Source organism: Streptomyces boluensis, assembly GCF_009908195.1.
In the GTDB taxonomy this organism is placed as follows: domain Bacteria; phylum Actinomycetota; class Actinomycetes; order Streptomycetales; family Streptomycetaceae; genus Streptomyces; species Streptomyces boluensis.
The window spans coordinates 1-26596 of record NZ_JAAAHS010000063.1 but is presented as its reverse complement, the minus strand read 5'-3'; the positions used below and the strand labels follow the sequence as shown (position 1 = coordinate 26596).

At 71.7% G+C, this 26596-nt stretch carries 23 protein-coding genes and 1 pseudogene; 6 read left to right on the top strand and 18 right to left on the bottom strand.

The genetic code is table 11. The features are described from left to right. The 11 genes from GUY60_RS11460 to GUY60_RS11410 all read right to left on the bottom strand — a co-directional run. On the bottom strand, positions 1 to 1537 hold a 1537-nt coding region (locus tag GUY60_RS11460; protein ID WP_161696563.1), incomplete at its 3' end, for a serine/threonine protein kinase. Beyond that, positions 1534 to 2862: a coiled-coil domain-containing protein gene (locus tag GUY60_RS11455; protein ID WP_161696561.1), complete on the bottom strand. Its 1329-nt coding sequence runs from the start codon at positions 2860 to 2862 to the stop codon at positions 1534 to 1536. The genes GUY60_RS11460 and GUY60_RS11455, both read right to left, overlap by 4 nt. A gap of 71 nt (positions 2863 to 2933) precedes the next feature. Then, complete coding sequence (locus GUY60_RS11450) at positions 2934 to 3989, bottom strand: glutamate ABC transporter substrate-binding protein (RefSeq protein ID WP_161696559.1); 1056 nt, start codon at positions 3987 to 3989, stop codon at positions 2934 to 2936. Between the two features lie 11 nt (positions 3990 to 4000). After that, the gene (locus tag GUY60_RS11445; protein WP_161696557.1) at positions 4001 to 5386 is read right to left on the bottom strand and encodes a GlnX family signal transduction membrane protein; all 1386 of its coding nucleotides are present in this window, start codon (positions 5384 to 5386) and stop codon (positions 4001 to 4003) included. Between the two features lie 237 nt (positions 5387 to 5623). Beyond that, the gene (locus tag GUY60_RS11440; protein ID WP_312866259.1) at positions 5624 to 6640 is read right to left on the bottom strand and encodes an N-acetylglucosamine kinase; all 1017 of its coding nucleotides are present in this window, start codon (positions 6638 to 6640) and stop codon (positions 5624 to 5626) included. After that, on the bottom strand, positions 6631 to 7899 hold the full coding sequence (locus GUY60_RS11435) for a 6-phospho-beta-glucosidase (RefSeq protein ID WP_161696555.1): 1269 nt from the start codon (positions 7897 to 7899) through the stop codon (positions 6631 to 6633). Before GUY60_RS11435 ends, GUY60_RS11440 begins: the two co-directional genes overlap by 10 nt. 50 nt (positions 7900 to 7949) lie before the next feature. Next, the gene (locus GUY60_RS11430) at positions 7950 to 8780 is read right to left on the bottom strand and encodes a carbohydrate ABC transporter permease (protein WP_161696553.1); all 831 of its coding nucleotides are present in this window, start codon (positions 8778 to 8780) and stop codon (positions 7950 to 7952) included. Next, complete coding sequence (locus GUY60_RS11425) at positions 8777 to 9721, bottom strand: carbohydrate ABC transporter permease (protein ID WP_161696551.1); 945 nt, start codon at positions 9719 to 9721, stop codon at positions 8777 to 8779. Before GUY60_RS11425 ends, GUY60_RS11430 begins: the two co-directional genes overlap by 4 nt. A gap of 17 nt (positions 9722 to 9738) precedes the next feature. Continuing rightward, the gene (locus GUY60_RS11420; protein WP_161696549.1) at positions 9739 to 11067 is read right to left on the bottom strand and encodes an ABC transporter substrate-binding protein; all 1329 of its coding nucleotides are present in this window, start codon (positions 11065 to 11067) and stop codon (positions 9739 to 9741) included. 72 nt (positions 11068 to 11139) lie between these two features. Then, complete coding sequence (locus tag GUY60_RS11415; RefSeq protein ID WP_187369984.1) at positions 11140 to 12309, bottom strand: ROK family transcriptional regulator; 1170 nt, start codon at positions 12307 to 12309, stop codon at positions 11140 to 11142. A 374-nt stretch (positions 12310 to 12683) separates the two neighbouring features. Then, the gene (locus tag GUY60_RS11410; RefSeq protein WP_161696545.1) at positions 12684 to 13769 is read right to left on the bottom strand and encodes a mechanosensitive ion channel family protein; all 1086 of its coding nucleotides are present in this window, start codon (positions 13767 to 13769) and stop codon (positions 12684 to 12686) included. 262 nt (positions 13770 to 14031) lie between these two features. On the opposite strand from GUY60_RS11410, the gene GUY60_RS11405 reads away from it, so the two are divergent. Next, complete coding sequence (locus GUY60_RS11405; protein WP_161696543.1) at positions 14032 to 14568, top strand: HNH endonuclease; 537 nt, start codon at positions 14032 to 14034, stop codon at positions 14566 to 14568. A gap of 126 nt (positions 14569 to 14694) precedes the next feature. Here the strand turns inward: GUY60_RS11405 and GUY60_RS11400 are convergent, their stop codons facing one another. Beyond that, positions 14695 to 17661 carry a glycoside hydrolase family 84 protein gene (locus tag GUY60_RS11400; RefSeq protein WP_161696571.1) on the bottom strand — a complete coding sequence of 989 codons (2967 nt, stop codon included), beginning with the start codon at positions 17659 to 17661 and terminating at the stop codon, positions 14695 to 14697. Positions 17662 to 17989: 328 nt separating this feature from the next. On the opposite strand from GUY60_RS11400, the gene GUY60_RS11395 reads away from it, so the two are divergent. From GUY60_RS11395 to GUY60_RS11375, 5 genes are all read left to right on the top strand, one after another. Continuing rightward, positions 17990 to 18259 carry a hypothetical protein gene (locus tag GUY60_RS11395; RefSeq protein WP_161696542.1) on the top strand — a complete coding sequence of 90 codons (270 nt, stop codon included), beginning with the start codon at positions 17990 to 17992 and terminating at the stop codon, positions 18257 to 18259. Positions 18260 to 18385: 126 nt separating this feature from the next. Continuing rightward, the gene (locus GUY60_RS11390; RefSeq protein ID WP_161696540.1) at positions 18386 to 18616 is read left to right on the top strand and encodes a hypothetical protein; all 231 of its coding nucleotides are present in this window, start codon (positions 18386 to 18388) and stop codon (positions 18614 to 18616) included. Positions 18617 to 18967: 351 nt separating this feature from the next. Beyond that, positions 18968 to 19927, top strand: a complete 960-nt coding sequence (locus GUY60_RS11385; RefSeq protein ID WP_161696538.1) for a DMT family transporter — start codon at positions 18968 to 18970, stop codon at positions 19925 to 19927. Positions 19928 to 19977: 50 nt separating this feature from the next. Further along, complete coding sequence (locus tag GUY60_RS11380; protein WP_161696536.1) at positions 19978 to 20898, top strand: LysR family transcriptional regulator; 921 nt, start codon at positions 19978 to 19980, stop codon at positions 20896 to 20898. Between the two features lie 149 nt (positions 20899 to 21047). Further along, positions 21048 to 22124 carry a selina-4(15),7(11)-diene synthase gene (locus tag GUY60_RS11375; protein WP_161696534.1) on the top strand — a complete coding sequence of 359 codons (1077 nt, stop codon included), beginning with the start codon at positions 21048 to 21050 and terminating at the stop codon, positions 22122 to 22124. Between the two features lie 18 nt (positions 22125 to 22142). Here the strand turns inward: GUY60_RS11375 and GUY60_RS11370 are convergent, their stop codons facing one another. The 6 genes and pseudogenes from GUY60_RS11370 to GUY60_RS11345 all read right to left on the bottom strand — a co-directional run. Next, positions 22143 to 23567, bottom strand: a complete 1425-nt coding sequence (locus GUY60_RS11370; RefSeq protein ID WP_188132404.1) for a cytochrome P450 — start codon at positions 23565 to 23567, stop codon at positions 22143 to 22145. A gap of 82 nt (positions 23568 to 23649) precedes the next feature. Further along, entirely contained in the window at positions 23650 to 24993 is a 1344-nt protein-coding gene (locus GUY60_RS11365; RefSeq protein ID WP_312866258.1) for a cytochrome P450, read from the bottom strand. Further along, positions 24990 to 25634: a GTP-binding protein gene (locus tag GUY60_RS11360; RefSeq protein ID WP_161696532.1), complete on the bottom strand. Its 645-nt coding sequence runs from the start codon at positions 25632 to 25634 to the stop codon at positions 24990 to 24992. The genes GUY60_RS11365 and GUY60_RS11360 overlap by 4 nt, the downstream gene beginning before the upstream one ends. Continuing rightward, positions 25615 to 25974 (bottom strand): DUF742 domain-containing protein, encoded by a 360-nt coding sequence (locus GUY60_RS11355; RefSeq protein ID WP_161696531.1) that lies wholly within the window; start codon positions 25972 to 25974, stop codon positions 25615 to 25617. The genes GUY60_RS11360 and GUY60_RS11355 overlap by 20 nt, the downstream gene beginning before the upstream one ends. Then, complete coding sequence (locus GUY60_RS11350) at positions 25971 to 26357, bottom strand: roadblock/LC7 domain-containing protein (protein ID WP_161696565.1); 387 nt, start codon at positions 26355 to 26357, stop codon at positions 25971 to 25973. The genes GUY60_RS11355 and GUY60_RS11350 overlap by 4 nt, the downstream gene beginning before the upstream one ends. 35 nt (positions 26358 to 26392) lie before the next feature. After that, a pseudogene (locus GUY60_RS11345) lies at positions 26393 to 26596 on the bottom strand (hypothetical protein); the annotation flags it as partial.

The window sequence follows — 26596 nt, the reverse complement described above, 5'->3', positions numbered from 1 at the left end:
CCGCCGGGGCGACCCCGGAAGCCGGAACCCCCGCCGAGCCCCGCGCCCCGAGTCGCGACACCTCTCCGTCCCGCCGCTCGAACAACTCCGTGTCCGTGACCTTCACTTCGGGCCCGAACAGGGTGGAGAGGGCGGGGCGCGGGTGGCCCGACTGGAGGGCGACGACCTCCCGGAGCACGCCCGTGAGCTGCTCCGCCATCTCCTGCGCCGAGGAGAATCGGCGGGCCGGGTCGGGGTCCGTGGCGCGGACGAGCAGGCGGTAGAACGACTCGTACCGCTGGAACACCTCGATGTTGCCGGGGTCGGGCAGGGAGTCCACGAAGAAGTTCGTGTAGCCCTGGAAGTCGAAGGTGAGGACGGCGAGCGTACGCGCCACCGTGTACAGGTCGGACGCGACCGACGGGCCGGTCTCGGCGACCTCGGGCGCCTGGTACCCGACCGTGCCGTAGATCGCCGACTCGTTGTCGTCGAGGCGGCGCACGGCACCCATGTCGATCAGCTTCAGCTGGTCCTGCCGCTGGATGGCGTTGTCGACCTTGAAGTCGCAGTACAGGAGGTTGCGGCTGTGCAGGTGGCCGAGCGCCTCCAGGGCCTCGATGCCGTACGCGCAGGCCTGCTCGACCGGGAGCGGATCGCGTCGGCCCTCCGCCGTGCGCCGCTCGTTGGCGATCTCCTTGAGGGACTTGCCGCCGACGTACTCCATCACTATGTAGCCGTCGAGGGAGCCGGTGCGCTGGTCGAGGTGCTCGACGAAGTTGTAGATCCGCACGATGTTGGCGTGCTCGATCTCGGCGAGGAAGCGGCGCTCCGAGATCGCCGCGGCCATGGCGTCCTGGTCCCCGGTGTCGAGCAGGCCCTTGAGCACCACCCAGCGGTCGGACACCGCGCGGTCGACGGCGAGATAGACCCAGCCGAGGCCGCCGTGCGCGAGCGCGCCCACCACTTCGTACTGCCCGTGCACGATGTCGCCGGAGCGCAACTTCGGTACGAACGAGTACGGATGGCCGCACTTGGTGCAGAAGCCCTCCGTGCGGCCCTGCCGCTCGCCGCGTGAACGGCCCACCGCGGCGCCGCAGTCGGAGCGCGAGCAGAATCGCTTCCGCTCGGGAACCTCGGGGTTCTCCTGGACCATCGCCCGAGGGTCGGGGCGCGGCACCTCGGGCACCTCGACGAGTCCCGCGCCGAGCCGCCCACGCCCCGAGGCCCCCGAAGGGGAGCCGGAGCTGCGCACCGAGACCGAGCGGGTCGAGGCTACGCCGGAGAGCGAACGGGACAGCCGGCCGGAGACCGAGCGGCGCGAGGTCGACGAACGCGAGGACCGGGTGCTGGAGCGCGCGGACGCACTGCCGCGCGCGGGCGTGGTCAGGCCGGTCGGCGCGGACGCCACCATGCCGTTGCGTGCCACGACGGGGGCGAGGCCGCAGGTGTCGCAGTACAGCTCGCCGCCGCCCATGTCCTCGTAACTGCCCTCGCAGTCCGGGCGTTGGCACGGCCGCTGCTCCTGGCCCGCCATGGTCGCCCCCTCGTCGCTGCTCATGATTCCCCCCTGCCGTCGGCGGGCGTGGGCTGCTGTGGCACGCGTCCCGTCAGGATCTCGGCGGCCGCCTGCTGGTAGCGCAGCACGGCCTCGCCTGCGACCCGCAGGTCGCAGGGCGCGCTCCACAGCATGCGGCGGGCCGCGTCGTACCGCTCGATCAGGAGCGGGTCCTCGGCGGCGCCGTGCCGGGCGACCTTCGCCTTGTACGCGTCGAGGCGGCCGCGCAGCTCGGCGCGGACCGCGAGCGGCGCGGTGACGGCGGTCAACGACTCGCGGGCGCGCAGGAGTTCGTCCTCCGCCTTGCGCTCCAGGGCCTCCAGGAGCGGGGAGAGGCGGTGCCACTGGCCGTGTCTGCGGTACTCGGCGGCCGCCGCGAGCTGTTCGTTCAGGACCGTCGGCGGGCCGCTGACCGCGGGCACCTCGGTCGCGGCGATCTTGGCGAGCACCTCGCCGCGCGCGGAGCGGGCCTCGGCCAGGGTGCGGTCGGCGCGGGACAGCACGTCGCGCAGCCGCCCGAGGCGCAGCTCGGCGTCCTGCCGGACGGTGAGCACCGCGTCGATCTCGCGCCGCACGTCCTCCAGGGCGCGGGCCTCCCGGTCGTACCGCTCGGTGTCCGGGCGGCCGCCGCCGGGGGCCGAACTGCCGGGCGTGGGACGCCAGAAGGCCAGCGGGTCGGAGATCACCTGGGCGCGCAGCTCGGTCAGCGCGCGGGTGATCCGCTCCAGGTCGTCGCCCGCCGGGTGCTCACCGGGGCGTACGCCGACGGATGTGGCGAGCTTCCGTGTGCGGTGCAGCTCGGCGGCGAGGAGGTCTATCCGGGCGGGCAGCGCGGACCAGACGGCGTCGGCGGCGACGACCACGTCCAGGGACGAGGCGTACAACGCGTTCATCCGCTCGACCAGTTCGGCGAGCGTGAACTCCTCGGAGAGCCGGGCGGGGCCGGTCAGGGACTCCGGGGCCCCGGTGGCGGGCGGCCCTGCGGAGACGGTGACGGAACGGCCGCGCAGCAGCTCGGAGAGCCTGGCCAGGTCGTCGTGGCTCGACCAGCGTCTGCGGGCGCGCAGCTCACGGGCGCCGGAAAGGGCCGCGGAGTACGCGTCGAAGTACGCCCACAGGCGGGTGACGGCCGCATCGGCGGCGGCCCAGCGCTCCGCGGTGACGCCGGTCAGCTCGGCGCCTTCCAGGAGTCTGCGGCCCGCGTGGTCCTGAAGGGCGAGCAGTGAGGTCTCGACGGCCTCGTGCTCCGCGCCGAGCCGGGCCAGGGCGCGGTCCGCCTCGTCCCTGTCCATGACGGGTCCGGGTCCTGCGGGTCCCGCGACGCCCATCGATCACCTCTCGCTGTGCCAAGCCGGCGGTTGTCTTCGTTCTCGGCCCGTGGGCCCGGTTCACATGGCGGTCAGTCCTCGCGGTACTTCGGCTTCGGCGGGCCGTCGACGTTCTTCAGGTCGGCGGACAGCCACTTCTCGTACGCCTTGTCCCAGTCGCTGTCCTTGTCACCTTCGCCGCCGCGGTAGTCGTCGAGGACCTGGTTGACCTGGCGGACCAGGTCGGGGGAGTCCTTGTTCATCGCCACGCCGTAGTACTCGGTGGTGAAGGTCTTGCCGACCAGGTGCACCGTGGGGTCCTGCGCGGCCTGGCCCGCGGCGAGCGCGCTGTCGGTGACCACGCCGTCGACCTCGCGCAGCTGAAGCCTTACGAGACAGTCGAGTTGGTTGGGAACCGTGGTGGAGATATCGGCGCCGAACGACTCCTGCTCGAGCTCCGTCTTGGCCGTCGAACCGGCGGCCAGGCAGAGCCGCTTGCCCTTCAGGGACGAGTCGTACCCGGTGATCTTCGAGTTCTTCGGCACCAGGAGCTGCTGGCCGGTCTCGAAGTACGCGGTGGAGAAGGCGACATCACGCGCGCGATCGCAGTTGATCGTCATGGTGCGCACGACCATGTCGACCCGGCCCGACTCGACCGCCTCCACCCGCTGGTTGGTGGGCACCGCGCGGTAGACCACCGCGTCCGGGTCGCCGAGCAGCTTGTCGGCGATGGCCCGCACCAGGGTGATGTCGAAGCCCTCCAGCTTGCCGCTCGACGGGTCGCGATACCCCCATCGGTAGCTGTTCTGGTCGATGCCGACGATCAGCTTGTTCGGCTTGTCCGTACGGGACTTGATCTCCTTGACCGTGGGGCCCTCGTCCTTGGTGGGCTTGAGGCTGCGCACCGCGTCCTCGGGCGTGCAGTCGTCCGCGGCGGCGGGCCGGACCACGCCGAGGCCGGGGCCGCCCGTGCCGATGCTGCCGTCCGCCCCCGAACGGGACAGCGGCAGCAGGGTGACGAGCGCCGTCAGGACACAGGCCAGGGCCATCGCGGCCACTCCGCCCCAGCCGCGCAGGCGGCGCGAGGGCCGTCCCCCGGGCCCGCGGACGGCGCGTCTCGCCGGGTGGGTGCCGTGCTGCCGGGTCATCTCGCCCCCTCTCACCGGTACTCCGAAAGCCTGCGGCCGATGCCGAGTACGGCGCCCGCCGCACCGAGCACGCCCAGGACCGCCGCGCCGGCGGTCAGGCCCGTCATCGCGCCGCGGCCGTTCTCGGCAGCTCCCCTGAAGTCCTGCCGTTCATGCGCGACGGCCTTCTCCAGGGCCTTGTCGGCCCGGTCGAAGGACGCGCCCGTCGGCTTGTCGTCGCCGATGACCCGGGCGAGCGCCGTTTTGTAGTCGCCACTCATGTCGGCGTCGCGGGCCGCCTCGTGGCGTTTCTTCCATTGCTCCACGGCTTTCATGGCCTTGTCCACGGGGACGCGCCCGGCTTCGTCGTCGGCGTAGTGCATGGCCTCGCCGAGTGAGCCCATGCCCGCGCGGTCGGTGCCGCCGTCGCCGAGCTGTTCCATCAGGGCGCGGTACGTGACGTCGTACTGGTCCTCGCCCTCGTCCGGGCCGCGCGGCACAGTGACCGCGCCGCGCGCGACCAGCGTCAGGTTCTCGTTGCTGCGGGCCTGGAGGGTGCTGATCCGGGCGTCGTTGAGGACGTTGAGCGAGCGGATGCCGTTGTCGTACGAGTCGGTGAGGGCCGCGAACGCGACGGTGTGGCCGACGAGCAGCCATAGCAGCACGACGGCGGCCGTGCCGGTGGCGGTGACCAGGCCGAGGTTGAACACCCGGTTCGTACGGCGGTAGTTGCGGCGCTGGGCCCAGGCGAGCGCGGCCAGGGCGAGCACGCCGAGCGCGATGGCCGCCCAGGGGTAGGACTTCGCGTCGTCGTAGTCGGCGCCCAGGCGGCCCTTCTCCGCGTCGTAGAGCCGCTTCGCGGCGGGGAGCATCTCGGTCTGCATCAGGTCGTTGGCGTTGCGCAGATACGCGCCGCCCAGGGGGAGGCCCTGGCGGTTGTAGGTGCGGGCCGTCTCGATCCGCTCGGCGTACTCCGGCAGCAGGCCGTTCAGCTTCGCTATCTGCTTGCCCGCGGTGCCGGAGCCCTTGCTGTTGGCCGCGGCGGTGGCGAGCTTGTGGGCGGCGGCCTCGATGTCGTCCTCGTACCGCTCACGGACATCGGCCGGTTCCTGGCCCTCCGCGAGGAAGCCGCCGGCCGCGGCGGTGTTGGCGTCGGCGAGGGAGCGGTAGATCACCGCGGCGTCGGCGCTCAGCGGCTGGCTGCGCTCCAGGACGTCGTCCGCCGCCGCGTACCGCTCGGAGACCTGCCAGGCGGTGACGGCGCCGAACGCGACGACGAGCAGGGCGAGTACGGCGCCGATGATGCGCAGCCGGCCGGGTTCGGTCGTGGCGGCCGCACGCAGCCGGTCCGTGGCCTCGGCGAACGCGGTGCGTCGGCGCGGCAGCGCACCGCTGCCGTCGCTCTGCGGGTCTGTCACCTCTTGACCTCCCCCGTGGTCATCCGATGGGCACCGCGTCCGGGCGCACGTGGAGTCAGGCCCGGCCGCCAGTATGACCGCAGGGACTGACACCGGCACCAACGTTTCCTGGATCTTGTTCGTAGCGCACGCGGAACTCGCGCACCACCCCCCGTACTTGTACACGTGCGTGGGAAGTGATCGGTTCCCTTCCGGCGCGGAGCGTACGGGGCGTGGGCGTGGGCGCGGGCCCGCGCGCTACCGCGACTGCCCGGCGCCCGGCGCGTAGTGGGCGCGCACCCGCGCGTGCGCCGCGGGCGGAGCGTCGAGCCGGTCGAGGCCGAGCAGCGCGGCGCCGAGCACCGGCCGGGCGGTGACCACGAGGGGCGCGGCCTTGGGGGCGCGCGCGGCCAGGCGGGACCGTACGCCGGTGTCCAGGTCCGGGTGGGCCGCCGCGAGGACCGAGCCGCCGAGCAGCACCGGAACCTCCGCGTCAAGCAGGTCGAGCCGGTCGAGCGCGACCGTGGCCATCGCGACCACCTCGTCCGCGAGCCGGTCGACGAGGGAGCGCGCGACCGGGTCCCCCGCGGCGGCCGTGGCGAAAAGCACGGGCGCCAGCTCGTGCCGCCGCTCGGCGCCGATCCGGCCCAGGTGCAGCGCCTCGATCAGCGCGTACATGCTGGGAAGCCCGAAGTGTCCGGGCAGCGTGCGGGCCAGGTCGGTCGGCCCGCCCCGGCCGTCCTCCGCGCGTGCCGCGTGCCACAGGCCCTCCTCCGCGAGGCCCCAACCCCCGCCCCAGTCCCCGGAGATCCGGCCGACCGCGGGGAAGCGGGCGGTCCTGCCGTCCGGGGTCAGGCCCACGCAGTTGATGCCCGCGCCGCACACCACAGCCACGCCGAGCGGCAGCGCCCCGGCGGGCAGCCCGGCGCGCAGGATCGCGAAGGTGTCGTTGCGCACCTCGACCGCGCGCCCCCAGCCCCGCGCCTCCAGGGCCCGCGCCAACTCGGCTTCCTCCACGGGGAGATCGGCGTTCGCCAGGCAGGCCGACACCTGGTCCACCCGGTCGAGCCCGGCCTCGTCGAGCGCCCGTCCGACCGCTTCGGCGAGCCCGTCGACGGCACTCTCGACGCCGACCCGTGGCGGCTGGAACCCCGCGCCGCGTGCCGCGCCGGTCACCTGTCCGTCGGCGGCGACCACCGCGACGTCGGTCTTGCTGTTGCCCGCGTCGATCGCGAGGACGGTGCCCCCGGCGCGTTCCGCCCCCGTCACGCCCACGCGAGGTGCTCCCGGTTGTGGGCGACCAGGCGGTCGGTGAGCGCGTCGGCCTGCGCGTACTGGCCGATCAGCGGGTGTGCGAGCAGCGCCTTGAACACCCGGTCGCGCCCGCCCCGCAGGGCCGCCTCCAGGGCCAGTTCCTCGTACGCGGAGACGCCTGCGATCAACCCCCTTTGCAGCGGGTCGAGTTCGGGCACCACCGGCAGCGGTACGGCGCCGTCCGCGTCGACCCGCGCCTGCACCTCGATGACCGCGTCGTCGGACAGGAACGGCAGGGTGCCGTCGTTGCGGACGTTCACCACTTGGTACGGGCTGCCTCCGGTGCCGATCAGGGACGCGGTGAGGTCGACGGCCGCCTCCGAGTAGAACGCGCCGCCGCGCCTGGCGAGCAGCTCGGGCTTCTCGTCGAGTGCCGGGTCGGCGTACAGGTCGAGCAACTCGCGTTCCATCGCGGCCACTTCGGCGGCGCGGGACGGCTTGTCGCTGAGTTCTCGTACGACCTCGTCGTGGGCGTAGAAGTACCGCAGGTAGTAGGAGGGGATCACGCCCAGGCGGTCCAGGGCGGCGCGTGGCAGGCGCAGGCTGCCGGCGATCTCGTCGCCGCTCTCGGCGAGCAGCCTCGGCAGCAGGTCAGGTCCTTCGGGGCCGCCGAGGCGGACACCGTTCTCCCAGGTGAGGTGGTTGAGGCCGACGTGGTTCAGGTGGATCTGCGCCGGGTCGACGCCGAGGCTCGCGGCGAAGCGGCGCTGGAAGCCGATGGCGACGTTGCACAGGCCGACCGCCTTGTGGCCGGCCTGGAGCAGGGCTCGGGTGACGATGCCGACCGGGTTGGTGAAGTCGATGATCCACGCCTGCGGGTTGGCGCGGCGCACCCGTTCGGCGATGTCGAGGACGACGGGCACGGTGCGCAGCGCCTTGGCGAGGCCGCCCGCGCCGGTGGTCTCCTGGCCGACGCAGCCGCACTCCAGGGGCCAGGTCTCGTCCTGCTCGCGGGCGGCCTGGCCGCCGACGCGCAGCTGGAGCAGGACGGCGTCGGCGCCGTCGACGGCCGCGTCGAGGTCGGCGGTGGTGGTGACGCGGCCGCTGTGGCCCTGCTTGGCGAAGATCCGCCGGGCCAGCGGGCCGACCAGGTCGAGGCGGTCGGCGGCCGGGTCGACGAGGACGAGCTCCTCGACGGGCAGCACTTCCCGGAGCCGGGCGAATCCGTCGACGAGTTCGGGCGTATAGGTGGAGCCGCCGCCGACTACTGCGAGTTTCATGGGGAGTTGACCTTTCTCGGGGCCTGCGTAGCGGGCTTGCGCAGCCGGTCTCAGCCTTTGACGCCGGTCAGGGTGACGCCCTCGACGAATGCCTTCTGGGCGAAGAAGAACAGGACGATGACGGGTGCCATGACGAGGACGGTCGCCGCCATCGTCAGATTCCAGTCGGTGTGGTGGGCGCCCTTGAACGATTCAAGGCCGTAACTGAGCGTCCACGCACCGGGGTTCTCGGAGGCATAGATCTGAGGTCCGAAGTAGTCGTTCCAGCAGTAGAAGAACTGGAACAGCGCCACGGCCGCGATGCCCGGCTTGGCCATCGGCAGGACGACCTTGATCAGCGCCCGGAATTCACCGCATCCGTCGACCCGCGCCGAGTCCAGGTATTCGTCGGGGATGGTCAGCAGGAACTGCCGGAGCAGGAAGATGGAGAACGCGTCGCCGAAGGCCATCGGGATGATGAGCGGCCAGAGCGTCCCGCCGAGGTCGAGCTGTTTCACCCAGAACAGGTACATGGGAATGATGACGACCTGGGGCGGCAGCATCATCATCGAGACGACCAGCATCAGGGAGAGCCGCCGGCCGCGGAAGCGGAACTTGGCGAGGGCGTACGCCACCGGGATCGAGCTCACCACGGTGAGGAGCGTGCCGAGGCCCGCGTAGAGCAGGGAGTTCTTCCACCAGGTGAGGAATCCGGGGGTGTCGAAGACCTTCGCGTAATTGCCCCATTCCCAGGTGTTCGGGGTGAGGTCGCGGGTCAGTGCCTGCTGGTCGCTCATCAGCGAGGTGAGCAGTACGAAGACGAACGGGAGCAGGAAGAACAGGGCGGCGGCGACCCCGATGGCGTGCACGCCGACCCAGCGGAGCACGGTCGTGCGGGTCATCGCTCACCTGCCCCGACGAGTCCGCCGCGGCGCCGCATCAGCAGGGCCGTGCATGCCATGGCGAGGGTGAAGAGGACCAGGGCGACGACGCAGGCGGAGCCGTAGTCGAAGCGCTGGAAGCCGAGGTTGTAGACGAGTTGGGGCAGCGTGAGCGTGGATTTCTCCGGATATCCGGGCTCGAACTGCTGGCCGCTGCCGCCGATGATTCCGGAGGCCACCTTGGACGCGACGATCGGCTGTGTGTAGTACTGCATGGTCTGGATGACGCCGGTCACGACGGCGAACAGGACGATCGGCGAGATGTTCGGCAGCGTCACGAAGCGGAACCGCTGCCAGGAATTCGCGCCGTCCAGTTCGGCCGCCTCGTACTGCTCCTTCGGTACGTCCAGGAGTGCCGCCATGAAGATCACCATCAGATCGCCGATGCCCCATACCGCGAGCATGGTCAGGGCCGGTTTGGACCAGCCGGGTTCGTTGAACCAGCCGGGGGCCGCGATGCCCAGGCTCTCCAGGGCGCTGTTGACAGGACCCGTGCCCGGATTGAGGAGAAAGACGAAGGCCAGGGTCGCGGCCACCGGGGGCGCCAGATAGGGCAGATAGAAAAGGGTGCGGAACACCCCGGTCCCTGTCTTGATCTTCGTGATGAGCAGCCCGATACCCAGCCCGAACGCCACCCGGCAGGTCACCATCACCAGGACCAGCCACAGCGTGTTGCGCAGCGCCGGCCAGAACATGGTGTAACTGCCGAACACATACGACCAGTTGGCGGTCCCGTTCCAGGTGGGGGCGCCGAATCCGTCGTACTTCATGAACGAGAAGTAGACGGTCGAGAGCAGCGGATAGGCGAAGAAGACGCCGAAACCGACGAGCCAGGGTGACAGGAACGCGGCCGTGCGCAGCGCCGACCTCCTGCGCTTCGCGCGCAGCGTGTATGTGGTCATGTCCCGGATTCCTCGGGCTACTTGGCCTGCGCGATATCGGTGTCGATCTCCGCGGCGGTCTTCTCGAGACCCGCCTGGATATCGCGTACGGCGCCCTTCTCGACCTCGTACCCGAAGTTCTGCAGCGACATCTGGTACGTGATGCCGTTGACCGCCCCGTCACTGGTGTTGGAGTCGGGGTGCTGCGCGATGTCCAGGAACGTCTTGAAGCGCGGGTCGAATTCCAGGTCCGGGGATTTCAGGGCGGCCTTGGTGGACGGCACGTTCTTGATGGCATTGGCGAACCGCACCACCGCGTCCGTGTCGGTGGTCATGTACTTCACCAGTTCCCAGGCGGCGTTCTGCTTCTCGCTCGCCGGCGCGATGCCCATGATGGTGCCGGAGAGATAGCCCTTGCCGTAGCTGTCGATCTGGTCCTTTGGCACCGGCAGCGGGGCGACGCCGATCTCGAATCCGGGGTCGGCGTCCTCGGCCATGCCGAGCCGCCATTCGCCGTCGAGCTGCATCGCGACCTGCCCGGTGTGGAAGGGGTGCTTGGCGCCCCACTCGTCCCCGAAGGTCTTCTGGTACTTCTCCAGCTTCGCGTACCCGCCGAGCTTCTCCACCAGGCCGCGCTGCCAGGTGTACATCTCCTTGAACGCCGGGTCCTTCGCGATGTTCGACTTGCCGTCCTTCGTGAAATACGTGGGGCTCCACTGCGACATGTAGTGCGAGGGGACCGTCTCGTAGCCGTGGTAGTTCGGCATGAATCCGAGCCGCTCGTAGCTGTCGCCCTTCGCCTTCGTGAGTTTTACGGCGGCCTTGTCGAACTCCTCCCAGGTGCGCGGCGGCTTCTCGATGCCCGCCTCCTTGAAGGCGTCCTTGTTGTAGTACAGCCCGTACGCATCACTCAGCAGTGGAAGCGCGCACCGCTTACCCTCGAACTGGCTGTAATCCAGGAGGGGTTGGGAGAACGTCTTCTTCAGGTCGAGCTTGGATTTCTCGATGAACGGGCCGAGGTCGGCGAAGGCGCCCGAGGAGCAGAACTTCCCGACATTCGCCGTGGTGAACGACGACACCACGTCCGGGCCCTTCGAACCGCCCGCGCGCAGCGCCTGGTTGAGCTTCTCGTCGTTGATTCCGCTGACGACCTTCACGGTGATGTTCGGGTGCTTCTTCTCGAACCGCGCGATGTTCGCGTCGATGGCCTTCACCTCGGCGGGCGCGGTCCAGCCGTGCCAGAAGGTGATCGTGGTCCTGGCCTCGGGGTCGTCGGTGGCCCCGCTCTCGGTGGAGCCCACGCAGGCGGTCGCGAGGACCGATATCGCTGCGGTGGATACGGCAAGGCCGAGCCTGTTTCTGCGCATGACGGTGTCTCCCTCGGCGGGGGTGGCAGGACTGAGGAGCCGTACGGGTGGTGCGCGGGGTCTTCCCCCAGGTCAGCGCGAGGTGTCGAACACCTCGTCGCGGGTGTCGGCGAGGGCGCTCTCCAACGCCCCGCGCAACACCGGCTGTTCGGTGACCTCGCCGAGCACGAGCCGGGGCCGGGAGGCGGCCAGCTCGGCGAGTTCGGACTGGATCAGGGCGCGCAGCGGCTCGCCGCCCGCGCAGGTCACACCGCCGGACAGGACGACGAGCCCGGGGTCGAGCACGGCGACGACGGCGGCGAGACCGGTCGCGATGCGCTGCGCGGTCTGCCGCAGCAGCTCGTGCAGCGCCTCGTCACCGCTCTCGTCCTCGGCGGCCCGCCGCAGCAGCTCCGCGGCGGTGTCGGCGTACGGCTGCTCGGCGGTGGCGATGCCGAGCGACTTGGCGATCCGGGGCACGGCCTGCGCTCCGGCCAGCTCCTGGAAGCCGCCGCTGTTGGCCTTCGTGACCTGCCGGACCAGGGGCGTGCCGGGCACCGGCAGGAACCCCAGCTCGCCCGCGCCGCCGGTCCAGCCGCGGTGCAGCCGGCCGCCGATGACCAGGGCGGCGCCGATGCCCTCCTGGTTCCAGAGCAGGACGAAGTCCTCGTGCTCGCGGGCGGCGCCGATGCGCTGCTCGGCGAGGGCAGCGAGGTTCACGTCGTTCTCGTACCCGAGCGGCATCGGCAGGGCGGCGGCGAGCTCGTCGAGCAGTGTGGGGGAGTGCCAGCCGGGCAGATGGCTCGCGTACCGGAGGCGTCCGGTGTTCGGGTCGAAGGCGCCGGGCGTGCCGATCACCACCCGGTGCAGCTCGGCCCGGCTGATCCCGGCGGCCTTCGCGGCGCCGTCGACGGCGTCCACGACCTGGCGCACCACGTCGTCGGCGCGGCCGCCGCGGCCCGGGGTGCGCAGCTCGAAGCGGCCGGTCTCGGCGCCGGTGATGTCGGCGACGGCGGCGAGGATGCGCTCGGGCGTCACATCGAGGGCGGCGACATGCGCGGCGCCCGCGTGCACCGCGTACAGCTGGGCGTTGGGTCCCGGGCGGCCCTCGCTGGTGCCGGTGGCGACGACGAGTCCGGCCGCTTCGAGGCGGGCGAGCAACTGGGACGCGGTCGGCTTGGAGAGCCCGGTGAGCTTGCCGATCCGGGTGCGGGAGAGCGGCCCGTGGGCGAGCAGCAGATCGAGTGCGGCGCGGTCGTTCATCGCCCGCAGCACCCGCGGTGTGCCCGGTGTTCCCTGTGTTCCCAAGGTTCCCGGTGTTCCCGGGGGGCCCGCTGTTCCAGGGCCGCCGGGGGGAGTTGCCGCCATGCCGTGTTCCTCCGTACGCGCGGCCCGCACTCCGAGGGCGCGGCCCGCAGCGGGTCCGTACTGTTAGGAAGGTTTCCTGTTGCGTGTGGAACCTAGAGAACAGCGGACTTCGGGGTCCCGTCAAGAGCCCGACCACGCAGCGCACCCCCGCGGCAACCAAAGTGTTACCCGCGGGGGTGCGGAAGGAACGGGCCGCGCCACGGAAGGAACGGCCGGGCCGCGCCGCAGAAGGAACGGGTCCCGCCGCGGAACGAACGGCCGGTGCGCGGCTACTTGTTCAGGCTGGGCGGCGCGATCGGGGACGCGGCCATGGACTGCGGCGAGGTCGTCGAGGCGTACGCGGACGGGGCGGAGACCGCCGGGGCGGAGCCGCCCTCCTCGTCCTCCTCCGCGGCGAGCGCCATCCGGCCGACGATACGGATACCGGCGGCGTCGAAGGCCTCCTTGATCCGCCAGCGCAGCTCCCGCTCCACACCGAGCGCCTTGCCCGGCATCGTCTTGGCGGTGAGCTTGATGATCATCTGGTCCAGGTAGACGGCGTCGAGGCCGAGCACCTCGATCGGGCCCCAGAGCCGCTCGTTCCACGGCTCCTCCTTGCTCATCGTGGCGCCCACCTCGGTGAGGGTCTCGCGGACCTTCGTCAGGTTCTCGTCGGAGCGCACCGTGACGTCGACGCCCGCCGTGGCCCAGCCCTGCGAGAGGTTGCCGATCCGCTTGACCTCGCCGTTGCGCACGTACCAGATCTCGCCGTTGTCGCCGCGGAGCTTGGTGACGCGCAGGCCCACCTCGATGACCTCGCCGGAGGCGACGCCCGCGTCGATCGAGTCGCCGACGCCGTACTGGTCCTCAAGGATCATGAAGACGCCGGAGAGGAAGTCCGTGACCAGGTTGCGGGCACCGAAACCGAGCGCGACTCCGGCCACACCGGCGCTGGCGAGCAGCGGTGCGAGATTGATCTCGAAGATGCCGAGGATCATCAGGGCGGCGGTGCCCATGATCAGGAACGACGCCACCGAGCGGAGCACCGAACCGATCGCCTCGGAGCGCTGCCTGCGCCGCTCCGCGTTCACCAGGAGACCGCCGAGCGCGGTGCCGTCGACGGCCTGCGCGCCGCGGTTCATCCGTTCTATGAGCTTGGTGATGGTGCGCCGGATCACCGTGCGAAGGACGGTGGCGATCACGACGATCAGCACCACCCGCAGCCCTATGCCGAGCCACGCCGACCAGTTCTCCTCGACCCAGCCCGCGGCGTTCGTCGCCTTCTGCTGGGCCTCGTCGAGGTGGTTGGCGGAGTCACCCGTGGGGTCGTTCGCGGACCCCGCGGCCGACAGCGTCGACAGGGCGGACAGAAACACGGCAGGCACCTCCAGGTGGAACGGTCTGCCCGGACAAGGGGGTGACGAACGGACAGACTCACCACACTAACGGGGCATCGTGTGTGGATCGTTGTGATGTTCGATGGAGAGACAGTGCTCACGTGACAGAGGCCCGGATGTGTCGGAAAACACTGCAAGCCCGTTACCGGCGCATGGTGGCGCTTCGACCAGGCATGAGGAGAGACTTGGAGCAGATCGTCCCGGCGCGAGCCACGCGCCGCCGGCGTACAAGGAGGCCTCCGTGCCGCATGTCCTGGTCCTCAACGCGTCGTACGAGCCTCTCGGCGTCGTACCGCTCCGCCGCGCGCTCGTCCTCGTCCTCGAGAACAAGGCCATCTGCCTTGAGGAGTCCGGCGCCTTCCTGCACAGCGAGACCCGCACCGTGCCCGCACCCAGCGTGGTCCGACTCAAGCGCTTCGTCCGGGTCCCGTACCGGGGCCCTGTACCTCTCACCCGGCGCGCCCTCTTCGCCAGGGACGGCGGCCGGTGCATGTACTGCGGAGGGGTCGCGACCAGCGTCGACCACGTCATCCCCAAGAGCCGCGGTGGCCAGCACGCCTGGGAGAACGTGGTGGCGTCATGCCGCCGCTGCAACCATGTGAAGGCCGACCGCCACCTGTTGGAGCTGGGCTGGCGGCTACGTCATAAACCCGCCCCGCCCACCGGCCTCGCCTGGCGCATCATCGGCACCGGGCACCGGGACCCGCGCTGGATGCCGTACTTGCAGCCGTTCGGCGCGGACGACGTCATGGCCCGGATCGACGGCATCTCCGCCTGAGACTCGGGCTTTCGCGTACGCGAGGTGCTTTCGCGTACGCGCTGTGCTGTCGCGCACGCTGTGTGTACGGGAGTGGCGTACGGGGCGTGGCGTACGGGAGTGGCATACGGGGCGTGGCGTACCGGCTCAGGGCGCCGCGTCGGCGCGTACCTCGTGCGCCTCCACCTGCCACAGCGAGTACCCGAACCGGGTCGCCCGCTTGTCGCCCTGCACCCGGACGTACCGGACGTCCCGCTCGTCCATGCGGACCGACTCCTTGCCGCCGCGCCCGTCCCGCACCGTGGCCGCGGTGCGCCAGTCGTGGCCGTCGGCTGACACCTGGACGCGGTACGCCGCGGCGTAGGCGTCCTGCCAGTGCAGCGCGACCCGGCCGAGGCGGACCGGCCGGTCGAGCTCGGCCTGCCACCAGGCGGAGTCCTCGGCCGGTGAGGACCAGCGGGTCTCCGGATCGCCGTCGGCCGCCGAGCGCGCCGGGAAGTCCTCGGTCTCGTCGCCCGACGAGGAGGCCTTCGCGGTCCGGATCAGGTCGGGGCCGCCGGTGCGCGGGTAGGCGCGGACGGTCAGGGTGCGGGTCTCGCCGCCGTAGGAGACCGGCACGTCGTAGCTGCCTGCCGGGGTGCCCTCGGGGATCGTGACCTCGACCGGGATCTTCACATCTGTGCCACGCGGCACCGTCGACTCGCGCGGCACCCGCACCTCGACGCCCTTCGGCGCCTTCACGCCGAGCCGGGCCTTGACGTCCACGGGGCGGCGCGAGGTGAGCTCCGCCGTCACGCGCTGCGCCGGGCCGCCGATCTCCGCGTCCGTCTCGCCGCGGGTCAGCGCGAACGAGGCGTCCGCGCCGTCCGCGAACCACGGCACCACGTGCTGCGCCGCCGCCGTCACCCGGACCGCGTCCGCCTTCAGGCCCTTCGCGGCGGTCTCCGTCCAGCCGCCCGCGCCGAGCCGGCCGAGGGTGCGCCAGCCCTCGCCGGGCACATGGGCCTGTACCGCGCCCTCGGCGCCCGGTTCGGTCATGGCCGTCACCGCCTCGATGGGCCGCGGCCGCGGCAGCCGCACGGTGTACGAGGAGTCGTCGCCGGTGGCCTCGCCGCGCTCCGCGGACGTGCCGGACCAGCGCGCCGACTCCTTCTGGGCCCGGTCGAGGAACGGGTCGAGGACGCCCTTGCCGACGGTGGCGCGGCCCGCCCGCACCGCGTCCCGCGCGGCGTCGAGGGCGCGGCGGTGCTGCCAGGCCCGCGCGCCGTCGCCGCGCGCCTGGTCGAGCAGCATGTCGACGGCCGCCTCACCGGCCCTGCCGTACCGCCCCAACTGCTCGCTCCAGGGCGCCACTTCGGCCCCGAGGTCGGTGTCGCGCAGCCGCTGCGGCGTCTCGCGCAGCACGGTGAAGGCCGCCTTGAGCCGCTGCCCGGCCGCCTCGACGCGCTTGCGGTCGCCGTCGGTACGCGCCCGCCAGAAGGCGTCCATCAGGGGCCGCAGATACGCCGACTCCTCGGCGCCGAGCACCGAGGACGCGGTGTTGCCCGCGAGGGCACGGACCGCGGCCCGCCGCTCCGGGCTGCCGCCGGTCACCGCGGCGGCGTCCTCGACGGCGGCCTTCCAGGACTCCTGCGGCTTGTACGCCCGGGGGTTCCAGGCGTAGTCGGCGGCCGTGAACAGCGGGATACGGGACGCCACCGGCTGCTCCATGGCGTTGGCGAGCAGCGCCACGGAGCCGGTCGCGACGGCGGGCTCGCGGCCCATGTAGGGGCCGAGGAAGATACGGTCCTGCGCGAAGTCGTTGACCGGGTAGTTGTCCATCGTGACCAGCGGATGCCCGAACGCCTCGCGCGCACCGGCCAGTTCACGCCCCGTGATGGTCTTCGGTACGACGCCGACCCCGGTCCACGCCACCTGCACCCGGTCGTCGAGGGCCCCGGCGAGCGCCTCGCGGTACTCGGTCGCACCGTCCTGGTAGTACTCGGTCGGCATCAGCGACAGGGGAGCCGAACCCTCGTACCGCTTCCGCAGATGCGCGGCGAGCGCGTCCGCCACCTTCGCCTGCGCCCGCGCCGCGGCCTTCGGCCCGGAGCCGAAGGTCTCGGCGTCCGCGTCGCAGTGCCACTCGCTGTACGACACGTCCTGGAACTGGAGTTGGAAGGCACGCGCCCCCAGCGCCCACATCGCGTCGACCTTGCGGAGCAGCGCCTTCAGGTCGTCGTCCGACGACAGGCACATGGCCTGCCCGGGGGCGACGGTCCAGGCGAGCGTCACGTGGTTGCGGGCGGCGCGCTCGGCCAGGGCGCGGAAGTCGGCGCGCTGGGCGGCGGGGTACGGCTCACGCCAGCGGGCCTGCCGGTAGGGGTCGTCGCCCGGCGCGTACACATAGCGGTTCTGCTTGGTACGGCCGAGGAAGTCCAGCTGTTCCAGGCGCTGTTCACGGGTCCACGGGGTGCCGTAGAAGCCCTCGGTGAGGCCGCGCACGCCGGTGCCGGGCCAGTCGCGGATCCGTACGCCGGGCAGGGTGCCGTCGTCGAACAGCTGGCGCAGGGTCTGCACGGCGTGGAAGAGACCGTCGCCGCCGACCCCTTCGAGGGCGAGGGTCGGGCGGCCCGAGACCTCTCCGACGGCGAGCCGGTACCCGCCGCGCGGCAGGTCGGCGCGGTCCGCGGAGCGCAGGGCGCGCAGCGCGGCGCCGGCTCCGGAGCGGTGCGTGCCGGTGGCCTGGCCGGCGCGGACGACGAGCCCGCCGGCGGGCAGCCGGGCCGGGTCGTCGACCTCGGTGACCCGGCGGGCACCCGCGTCCCGCAACAGGGTGCGCAGCGCGTCCACGGCGTACGGGTCGGCGTCCTCGTCGGTGAGGAGGTACACCTGCTCGCCGACGCGCACCGCCGCGCCCGCCGCCTGCACCGACTGCGGGCGCGGCCAGACCTGGGGCAGGGCGTGCGCGGCGGCGGGGGTGTCGGTACCGGTGTCGGTGTCGCGGTCGGGGGTGCCGAGGCCGGGGCCCGTCGGGCCGGGCGGGGCCGCGAGGGCTCCGGGCGCACCGCCGAGCAGACCGCCGATGACCGCGGCCGCGATGGCTGCCAACCGCTTCGTGCGCCGCACCTGCACGGCCTCCCGCCCTTCTCGCACACAGCTCTCGTACACGGAGTCAGCTCAGCCTAGTCCTGGTGTTCCGGGCGGCCCGGAGCCGGCTTGATCTTCCGAAGTCGTACCTTTGATCTGTGGCGTGCGTCACTCCCTCGGGTGCTGTGCGATGCCTCCCTGGAACGCCGCTCGCCCCTGTGGCAGCAGGGCGAACGGGGTCAACTCCCGTTCCGGGAACCAATTGTGAGCTGGCGCACGTTGCCCGAATGCGATCCGCTTCGCTGGGTAGGGCTGCCGATCTGGCCCTGAGACCCACAGGGCCCGACCCTGTCACCCACAGAAGGAGGCCCTCGTGGCCGCATCGGCTCAGCTTCTGCTCGACGCCCTCTCCAAACGGTCGGAGCTGCGCGACCTGCCGGACATCTCGCTGGTGTCCGATCCGGACTCCGGGTTGCTCGGCTCCTGCTCCTGCGGCTGCGTAGAGCTGCCGCTCACCAGCGAGCCCCCGCTCGCCGACGCCGCCCCCCTCACCAGCGAGCCCCCGCTCGCCGACGCCGCACCCCTGACCAGCGAGCCCACCGCCACCGGCACCGCGTCGGGCATGGACTTCTCGGCGTACTGAGACGGCCGGGGCACTCAGACTTCCGCGCGTCGGCGCCGCCCCGTCGGCCTGTCCGCGCCGCCCCCGCCGCCCTCGTACGGGCACCCCGGGCGCGCGGCCCGATCGGGCATTCGCTAGTTTGGCTTTGTGGACAATAAGAACGCCCTGCGCGCCGGCGCCCTTGCGGCCGGTACGACGCTGATGATGCTGCTCATGTCGTCCCCCGCGCTCGCCCTGACCCGCGACGCCGGTGATGACCCGGGTCCTGGCCTGAGCTTGGTGGAGACCCTCGGCCTCTATGTCGCGGCCCCCATCGTGCTCTTCCTGGTGATCGCCGGCCTGGTGATGGTCGGGGACAAGTCCCGCAAGGGGCAGTAGCAGGGCTGAGGGTTCTCGCGAGGGCGCGTTCGGTGACATGTGGTCGCCGGGCGCGCCCTTGTCGTGTTCTCGGTGCCGTCCGTGGCTCGGTACCTGGGGCCTTCCCCCAGACCCCGCCCCATCGCCCTTCGGGCTCGTCCTCAAACGCCGGACGGGCTGAGATTGCCGGTCGGGCTGAGATTGCCCAGCGGGCCGAGTCCCTGACCATTCAGCTCAGCTGAACAGAACCGTCGAAAGTTTTCGATAGACCTAAGCAAGGTCTCGGTGCGACCGTAAGTCCCCTGAGCGATCAGCCGCCCGACCGGGGCGGCCGCAGTGTTGCCCGGATGGGCAGAGGGGCAAGGGGTGCCGATGGCGGTCCTGGACCGAGTCACCAGTAGCGCGGCGGACGGCGCGGCCGGGGCGGGGGGTGGCTCGAAGGCGAGTGGTGCGGGCCGGGCGGCCACGGTCGGTCTGTTGTTCGCCCTGCTCGCCACGGTGGTCTGGTCGGGCAGCTTCGTCACCTCGCGTGCCCTCGCCGACTCCGTACCGCCGATCCAGCACGCCTTCTGGCGGTGGATCATCGCGCTCGTCGCGGTCGCGCCGTTCGCCGCCCGTGCGGCCTGGCGGCAGCGGGCGCTGCTCCGCCGCCACATCCGCTACCTGCTGCTCGCCTCGCTGCTCGGCGTCACCGTCTACAACACCCTGGTGAACCAGGCCGGCATCTCCACCTCGGCCGGGAACATGGGCATGATCATGGCCGCGTCGCCCGTCATCATGGCGCTCTACGAACGCCTCGGAGGCACCCGGCTCGGCGCCCGCAGGATCGTCGGCATGCTCGTGGCCTGCGCGGGTGTGCTGCTGCTCGTCAGCAAGGGCTCGCTCGCCCTGGACTTCAGCACCGGCGACCTGTGGATGCTCGGGGCGGCGCTCTCCTTCGCCTCGTACAGCGCTCTGCTGCGCCGCAAGCCCACCGGGATCGACGGCCTCGCCTTTCTCTTCACCACCTTCGCGCTCGGTGCGCTGATGCTGTCGCCGGTGTACGTGACCAGCCTCGTCGTGCAGGGCGGCTTCGAGGCGACGCCCGCGACGGTCTCGCCGCTGCTCTACGTCGGCGTGGTCTCGTCGGCCGTGGCCTTCTTCGCCTGGAACAAGGCCATCTCGCTGATCGGCGCCGCCCGCGCCGGGGTCGTCTACTACCTGCAGCCGGTCTGCGTGGCGCTGCTCTCCTTCCTGGTCCTCGGCGAACCCACCGGACCCCTGCAGCTGCTGTGCATGGCGCTCATCCTCGGCGGGGTGATCCTCGGAGCGGCCCGCGGCGGCTCCAAGTGAGCGCCGCACCGGCGCGGGGCGTGACCGGCACTCCGGATAGGTTGCCGGTCATGACCGAGTGGGACATCAAGAAGCTGCAGATCCTGCGCACGCTCAGCGAGCAGGGCACCGTCACGGCCACCGCCGCCGTCCTGCTCATGACCCCGTCCGCGGTGTCCCAGCAACTGTCCAACCTGGCCAAACAGTTGGGCGTCCCGCTCCTGGAGGCGCAGGGCCGCAGGGTCCGGCTCACCGACGCGGCCCACCTCGTACTGCGGCACGCGGACGCCGTCTTCGCCCAACTGGAGCGGGCCGACGCCGAGTTGGCCGGGTACGCGCGCGGCGAGGCCGGTGAGGTGCGGATCGGCGCGTTCTCCACCGCCGTGCCCGCCCTCGTCGTCCCCGCCGTCCGCGGCCTCAGGGCGGCGGCGCCCGGCATCGAGGTGCGGGTACGGGAGGCGGAGGCGGCCGAGTCGTACGAGCTGCTCTCCGGGGGTGAGGTGGACCTCGCGCTGTCGCTCGCCGCGCACGCGCCGACCGCCCGCGACCCCAAGTTCACCCGGGTCCCGCTGCTCGCCGACCCGCTCGACGTGGCGCTGCCCGTCGACCACCCGCTGGCCGGCCGGGCGCGGCTCCGGCTCGCCGAACTCTCCGGCGAGGCCTGGATCTTCGGCGGCAGCGGCCCCTGGTCGGAGATCACCCTCGCGGCCTGCGAGGCGGCGGGGTTCGTACCGGAACAGGCGCACAGCGCGGCCGGCTGGACCGCGATCATGGCGATGGTCGAGGCGGGCATGGGCGTCGCCCTGGTCCCGCGGATGGCGGCGGTGCGCCGGGCGGGCGTGGTGATGTGCACCCTCGGCCCCGACCAGCCGCGCCGCCATGTGGTGGCGGCCCTGCGCAAGGGCGCCGAGGACAGCCCGGCGCTCGCCCGTGTCGTGGAGGCGCTGCGGGACGCGGCGAACGCGTCGGGGCGCGGTTCAAACCCGAGCTGAGGAGACGTCAATCACGGTTCGCTCGGGCCTACTTCGGGTAACTCGGTCCCCGCGTAACCCACTTGCGCACTTCTTCACATCTTGATCATATTCCGCTTTCGGTCAGTGGATACGATGCGAGGCGCCTTGATCACGATGGGGTATGGGTCATGCCCCGCGAAGAGAGTGAGTGCGCCGTGGGGATCGACCTGGCCGTTCCGCCCATATATTCGCCGTTCGCCGAAGCGATACATCCGCTCTATCAGGACATCGATCAACAGACCGCGGTGTGGGCCGAGAAGTTCCGCATCGGCTCCGATGAGCTGCGTGGCCGCCTGGTACGGCATGACATCGGCGGGTTCTCCGCGCGCATCCTGCCCGAGGGCCGCGAGGAAGTCGTCTCGCTCCTCTCCGACTTCGTCCTGTGGCTGTTCGGCGTCGACGACGGGCACTGCGAGGAGGGCGAACTCGGCCGCAAGCCCGGCGAGTTGTCCGGCTACCTCTCCCGGCTGCTGCGTATCGCGCAGAACCCCGAGACCCCGATGCTCCTCGACGACCCGCTCGCCGACGGCCTGCGCGACCTGCGCCGCCGCGTCGACCGCTACGGCACCCCCGGCCAGGCCGCGCGCTGGGTGGACGCGCTGCGCGAGTACTTCTTCTCCGTCGTCTGGGAGGCCTCGCACCGCACCGCGGGCACCGTCCCCGACCTCGACGACTACACCCTGATGCGGCTCTACGACGGTGCCACCTCCGTCGTACTGCCGCTCCTGGAGATGGGGCACGGCTACGAACTCCAGCCCCACGAACGGGACAGCACCCGGGTACGGGCCGCCGCCGAGCTGGCGTCGTTCATCATCACCTGGGACAACGACATCTTCTCGTACCACAAGGAAGCGGCCGGGACGGATTACTACCTCAACGCGCTGCGGGTCCTGGAGCGGGAGCAGGGCATCGGCCCCGAGGCCGCGCTCGACCTGGCGATCTCCCAACGTGACCGCGCCACCAGCCTGTTCCTGCTGCTCTGCGAGCGCCTCCGGGAGGACGCCAGCCCGCAGCTGCGCCAGTACCTCGCCAGCCTCGGCAGCTTCATCCGCGGCGCCCAGGACTGGGGCATCACCTCGGTCCGCTACACCACCCCGCACGACCCGGCCCGCTTCCCGGACGCGTTCCGGCAGACCCCGGTCGACCCGAGTCTGCGGCCGCTCGGGATCGCGGCTGTGGACTGGTGGTGGGAGCTCGTCGACTGACGCCCTGGCGTACGACGTTCAGTCGCGGCGGGTCGCCGCCCGGTCCCGTCGCGATCTGCGCGCCGTGCCCCAGCGTCCTGACGGCGGCTGCGGGGCGGCCGGTTCCGCGGCGGGCGCGGCGGTCTGCTCCGGCATCGGGCCCGGCATCACCGCAGGCGGCGGAGGTGTGGCGGTCACAGTCGGCCGGATCGGGGTGAACTGCACCGGCAGCGCCTCCAGGCGCTCCGAGATCCAGGCCGAGGTGACCCGCACCTCGTCCTCCGCGACCGCGAGGCGCAGGTCGATCAGGCGGTTGAGGAGAGTCTCCACACCGGTGTCCGCGATGGCCCGGCCGATGTCCTGACCCGGGCAGCCGTGCGGGCCCGCGCTGAACGCCAGGTGGGACCGGTTGCCGTGCATCGACGCCGACAGGTCGGGGCGGATCGCCGGGTCCACGTTGCCCGCCTCCAGGCAGAGCAGCAGCATGTCACCGGCGCGGATGGTGCGGCCGCCCAGATCGGTGTCCCCGATGGCCCAGCGGGTCGGCAGCAGCGAGATCGGCGGGTGGTCCCAGAGCACCTGGTCGAGGGCGTCCGGCAGGGTCATCTGACCGCCGGAGAGGCTGCCGCGGAAGCGGGCGTCGGTGAGGACCATGCGCAGGGTGTTGGCGATCAGGTTCACCGTCGGCTCGTACCCGGCGACAAGGGTGAGCCGCAGGTGCTCGCGGACCTCGTCGTCGGTGAGGTTCGACTCGTGGCCGATCAGCCAGCTGGTGAAGTCGCTGCCCGGCCGTTCGCGCTTACGGGCGACCAGGTCGCTCATCGTCTCCACCACGAACCGGTTGCTGGACACCGCCGTCGCGCTGCCCCGGGTCATGTCGCGGACCGCCTCGACCAGCTTCGGGCCGTACTCCTCGGACATGCCGAAGTGGTTGGTCAGCACCATCATCGGCAGCCGCTCCGCGAACTCCTCGACGAGGTCGGCCCGGCCGTGCGCGGCGAACTGGTCGACGAGGCGGTTCGCGTACCGGGTCACATAGCGGCGCAGGGACTGCCGGTTGAAGCGCTCCAGGCTGTCGGTGACCGCGAGCCGCAGCCGGGCGTGCTCCTTGCCGTCCGCGAAGGCGAGCAGCGGCTGCCAGGCGGTGAGCGGCAACAGCGGGGAGTCCGCGGACAGTTGCCGGTTCCAGGTGCGGGAGTCGCAGGTGAACCGGGACGGCGTACGCATCACGTCCAGGTTCTCCCGGTGCCCGAGCACCAGCCAGGCCGGAACGTCGCCCTGCATCAGGACCGGGGCCACCGGCCCGTGCTCCGCGCGCAGCCGCTCGTACAGGCCCTGCCGGTCGCTGTCCGCCTCGGGCCCGTAGATCCGCGCGCCCTCGGCCTGGGCGCCCCCGGCGTGCGCGGGGCAACCGGGCGGTGGCTGCGGCGCGTTGCTGCGATACGGGTCCGGGGCGGTGGTCATGGGGACGGCCTCCAAGGCAAGGGCGTACGGGCGCGGCGGCCGGGGTCTTCGACGGCTCGGGCGCGGAGGGGAGGGGTGCGGGTCACCGTAGGCGCGGGTGCACGATCATCGGGATGCGGTCGGCGTGCGGGACGGCCGAGACGACTTCCTTGGGGGTGTGCCCCGAGACCGGGACCAGGCGCCAGCGCGGCAGCAGCGTCGCGAGCGCGATCGTCGCCTCAGTCCAGGCGAACTGGTCGCCGATGCACTTCCGGTTGCCCGCCCCGAACGGGATGTACGCCTCTCGGCGCAGCCCCGCCGCGGCCTGCCGCTCGGGCAGCCAGCGGTCCGGGTCGAAGGCGTCCGGCTCCGGGAAGAACCGCGGGTCGCGGTGGAGCGCGTACAGGCTGAAGCCGACCTCCGCGCCCACCGGCAGGTGGTGGCCGCCGAGTTCGACCTCCTGGGTGGTGCGGCGCATCAGCATCGTCACGCCGTGCAGCCGGATCACCTCGTCCAGGACGCGGCGCAGCGCCACCAGCTTGGGCACGTCCTCGACGGTCACCGGGCGGTCCCCGACGACCTCCCGGATCTCGGCCACCACCTGGTCGTCGATCTCCGGGTGGTGCGCGAGGTGGTGGAAGGTCCAGGCGAGCGTGGCCGCCGTGGTCTCCGCACCGGCGAACAGGATGGTGCTCAGCTCGTCCCGGATCTCCACGTCGGACAGATCGTGCTCCGCGAGCAGCAGCGACAGCAGGTCGCCCGCGTCGGTGTGGCCGGTGCGGCGGCCGGTGGCGATGACCTCGTCGATGACCTGGCGCAGGTTGGCCGCCGCCGTGTCGAACTCCCGGTTGGGGCGGATCGGCACCCGGTCGAGGAACTTCGGCGAGGCCGCCCGTACCAGCAGGTTCTTCAGGGCGATGGGCAGGTTGGTGCGGATCGCCTCCACCGCGGGCAGCCCGATGTCGGTGGAGAACAGCGTCGAGGCGAGCGTCTCGATGGCGAACTGCGCCATCTCGTGCTCCAGCTCGATCTCCTGGCCCGGCACCCAACGGCCCGCCAGATCCTGCGCGTTGTGGCCCATCACGGCGGTGTAGCCCGCGATGCGGTCCTTGGAGAACATCGGCTGGATCAGCCGCCGGTGCGCGCGGTGGATGTCGCCGTTGGCGTTGGCGAGGCCGTTGCCCGCGAGCGGGCGCAGCCGGTCGAAGAAGCGGCCCTTCTCGAAGCTGCGGGCCTGGGTCACCGTCACCTCGTGCACGAGCTCCGCCGTGGTCGCCACGTACAGCGGCATCCGGCCGAGGTCGATACGGACCAGATCGCCGTGCGCGGACAGCGACTTGAGGAAGCCGAACGGGTCGCGGAGCAGCTTCAGGGCGTGCCCCGCGAGCGGCACCGAGCCCGGCACGCGGGGTATGGCGCGGCCGGCGACGGCCTCCGAGACGGTCACGATGCCTCCGTGGTCAGGGCGAGAGTCTGCAAGTACCGCATCAAAGCCATCAGCACATCCCGACTGGACGACCGCAGCCGGGCATCGCACTCCACGAGCGGCACCGCGTCCGGCAGGTCGAGCGCCGCGCGGAGTTCGTCGAGGGGGTAAGCCGGCGCGTCCGGGAAGGTGTTGACGGCCACGACGAACGGCACGGAGCGTTCCTCCAGGCGGCCGATGACGTCGAAGCTGACCTCCAGGCGGCGGGTGTCGACCAGGACGACCGCGCCGAGCGCGCCCTCGAACAGGCCGCGCCACAGGAACCAGAAGCGCTCCTGGCCGGGGGTGCCGAAGAGGTACAGGACCAGTTCTTCGTTGATGCTGATGCGGCCGAAGTCCATCGCGACCGTCGTCGTGGACTTGCGCTCCACGCCCGCCGTGTCGTCGACGCCGACGCCGGCCTGCGTCATCGTCTCCTCGGTGGTCAGCGGCCTGATCTCGCTGACCGAGCCGACCAGGGTGGTCTTGCCGACGCCGAAGCCGCCGACGATGACCACCTTGACCGCGGCGGCCGCGGTCTCGGGCAGCGCGTCCTCGCTCCGTGGCCCCGGTCCAGGGCGCTCCTCGACCGAGGCGGGGCTCTCAGAGCTTCTGAAGTCCATCGATCACTGCCTCAATCAACGCGATGTCGGGGAGTTTTGCGGGCGGAACGGGCGGTCGGGAGAACACCCGGTTGTCGGCCATGAGGTCGCTGAGCAGCACCGTCACGACGCTGACCGGCAGGCTGAGATGCGCGGAGATCTCCGCGACGGACAGCGGTCGTTGGCAGATGCGGATGATCGCCGCCTGCTCGGGCTGCATGCCCGGCCGCGGCGCCGACTTGGCCACGATCAGGGTGACCAGGTCGAGCGCCGTCGGCGCGGACGAACCGCTGCGACCTCCGGTGATCACATAGAGCCGCTCGGGACCGCCCCCGTCCCAGCCCTGGTCGGCAGGGTTCACCTCGAAGCCACGTCCTGTCGCGGCGGGCTGCTCAGGTGCTCCCCGATCCGCAGGACGAGGTCCCGCATCCGCTGGCCCATCAGGCCCGCGTCCACGCCCTCGTCGGCGAGTACGGCGAGGAACGCGCCCTGGCCCGCGGCCATCAGGTAGAAGAAGCCGCCGTCCATCTCGATCACGACGAGCCGCATCCGGCCCTCGCTGTACGGGAGTTCGGCCGCGACCGCACCGGCCAGGCTCTGCAGTCCCGCACAGGCGGCGGCGAGCCGGTCGGCGGAGTCGGTGTCGGCGCCGTACTGCGCCATCCGCAGGCCGTCGGCGGAGAGGACCACGACCTGCCGGGTCTGCGGGACGCCTTCGGCGAGGTCCTTGAGCATCCAGTCCATGTTGGCGGCCTGGCCCTGGTGTCCCTGGTGCTGAATCACTGCTCGTTCCCCTTGCTAGCCGACGCCGAAGGGGCGTCGAGGTCCTGTGCGGTCCTGCCGGTGGGGCCGCTGCCGGTCGCCGCGGGGGCGGCTCCGCTGGTGTCGCCGGCCAGACCGCTCTGGAAGGCGGCCAGCCACATGCCCGGCTGGACCCCGTCCGAGGACTCGGCCTCGGCGGCGGGGCGCTGCGGCTCGGGGGC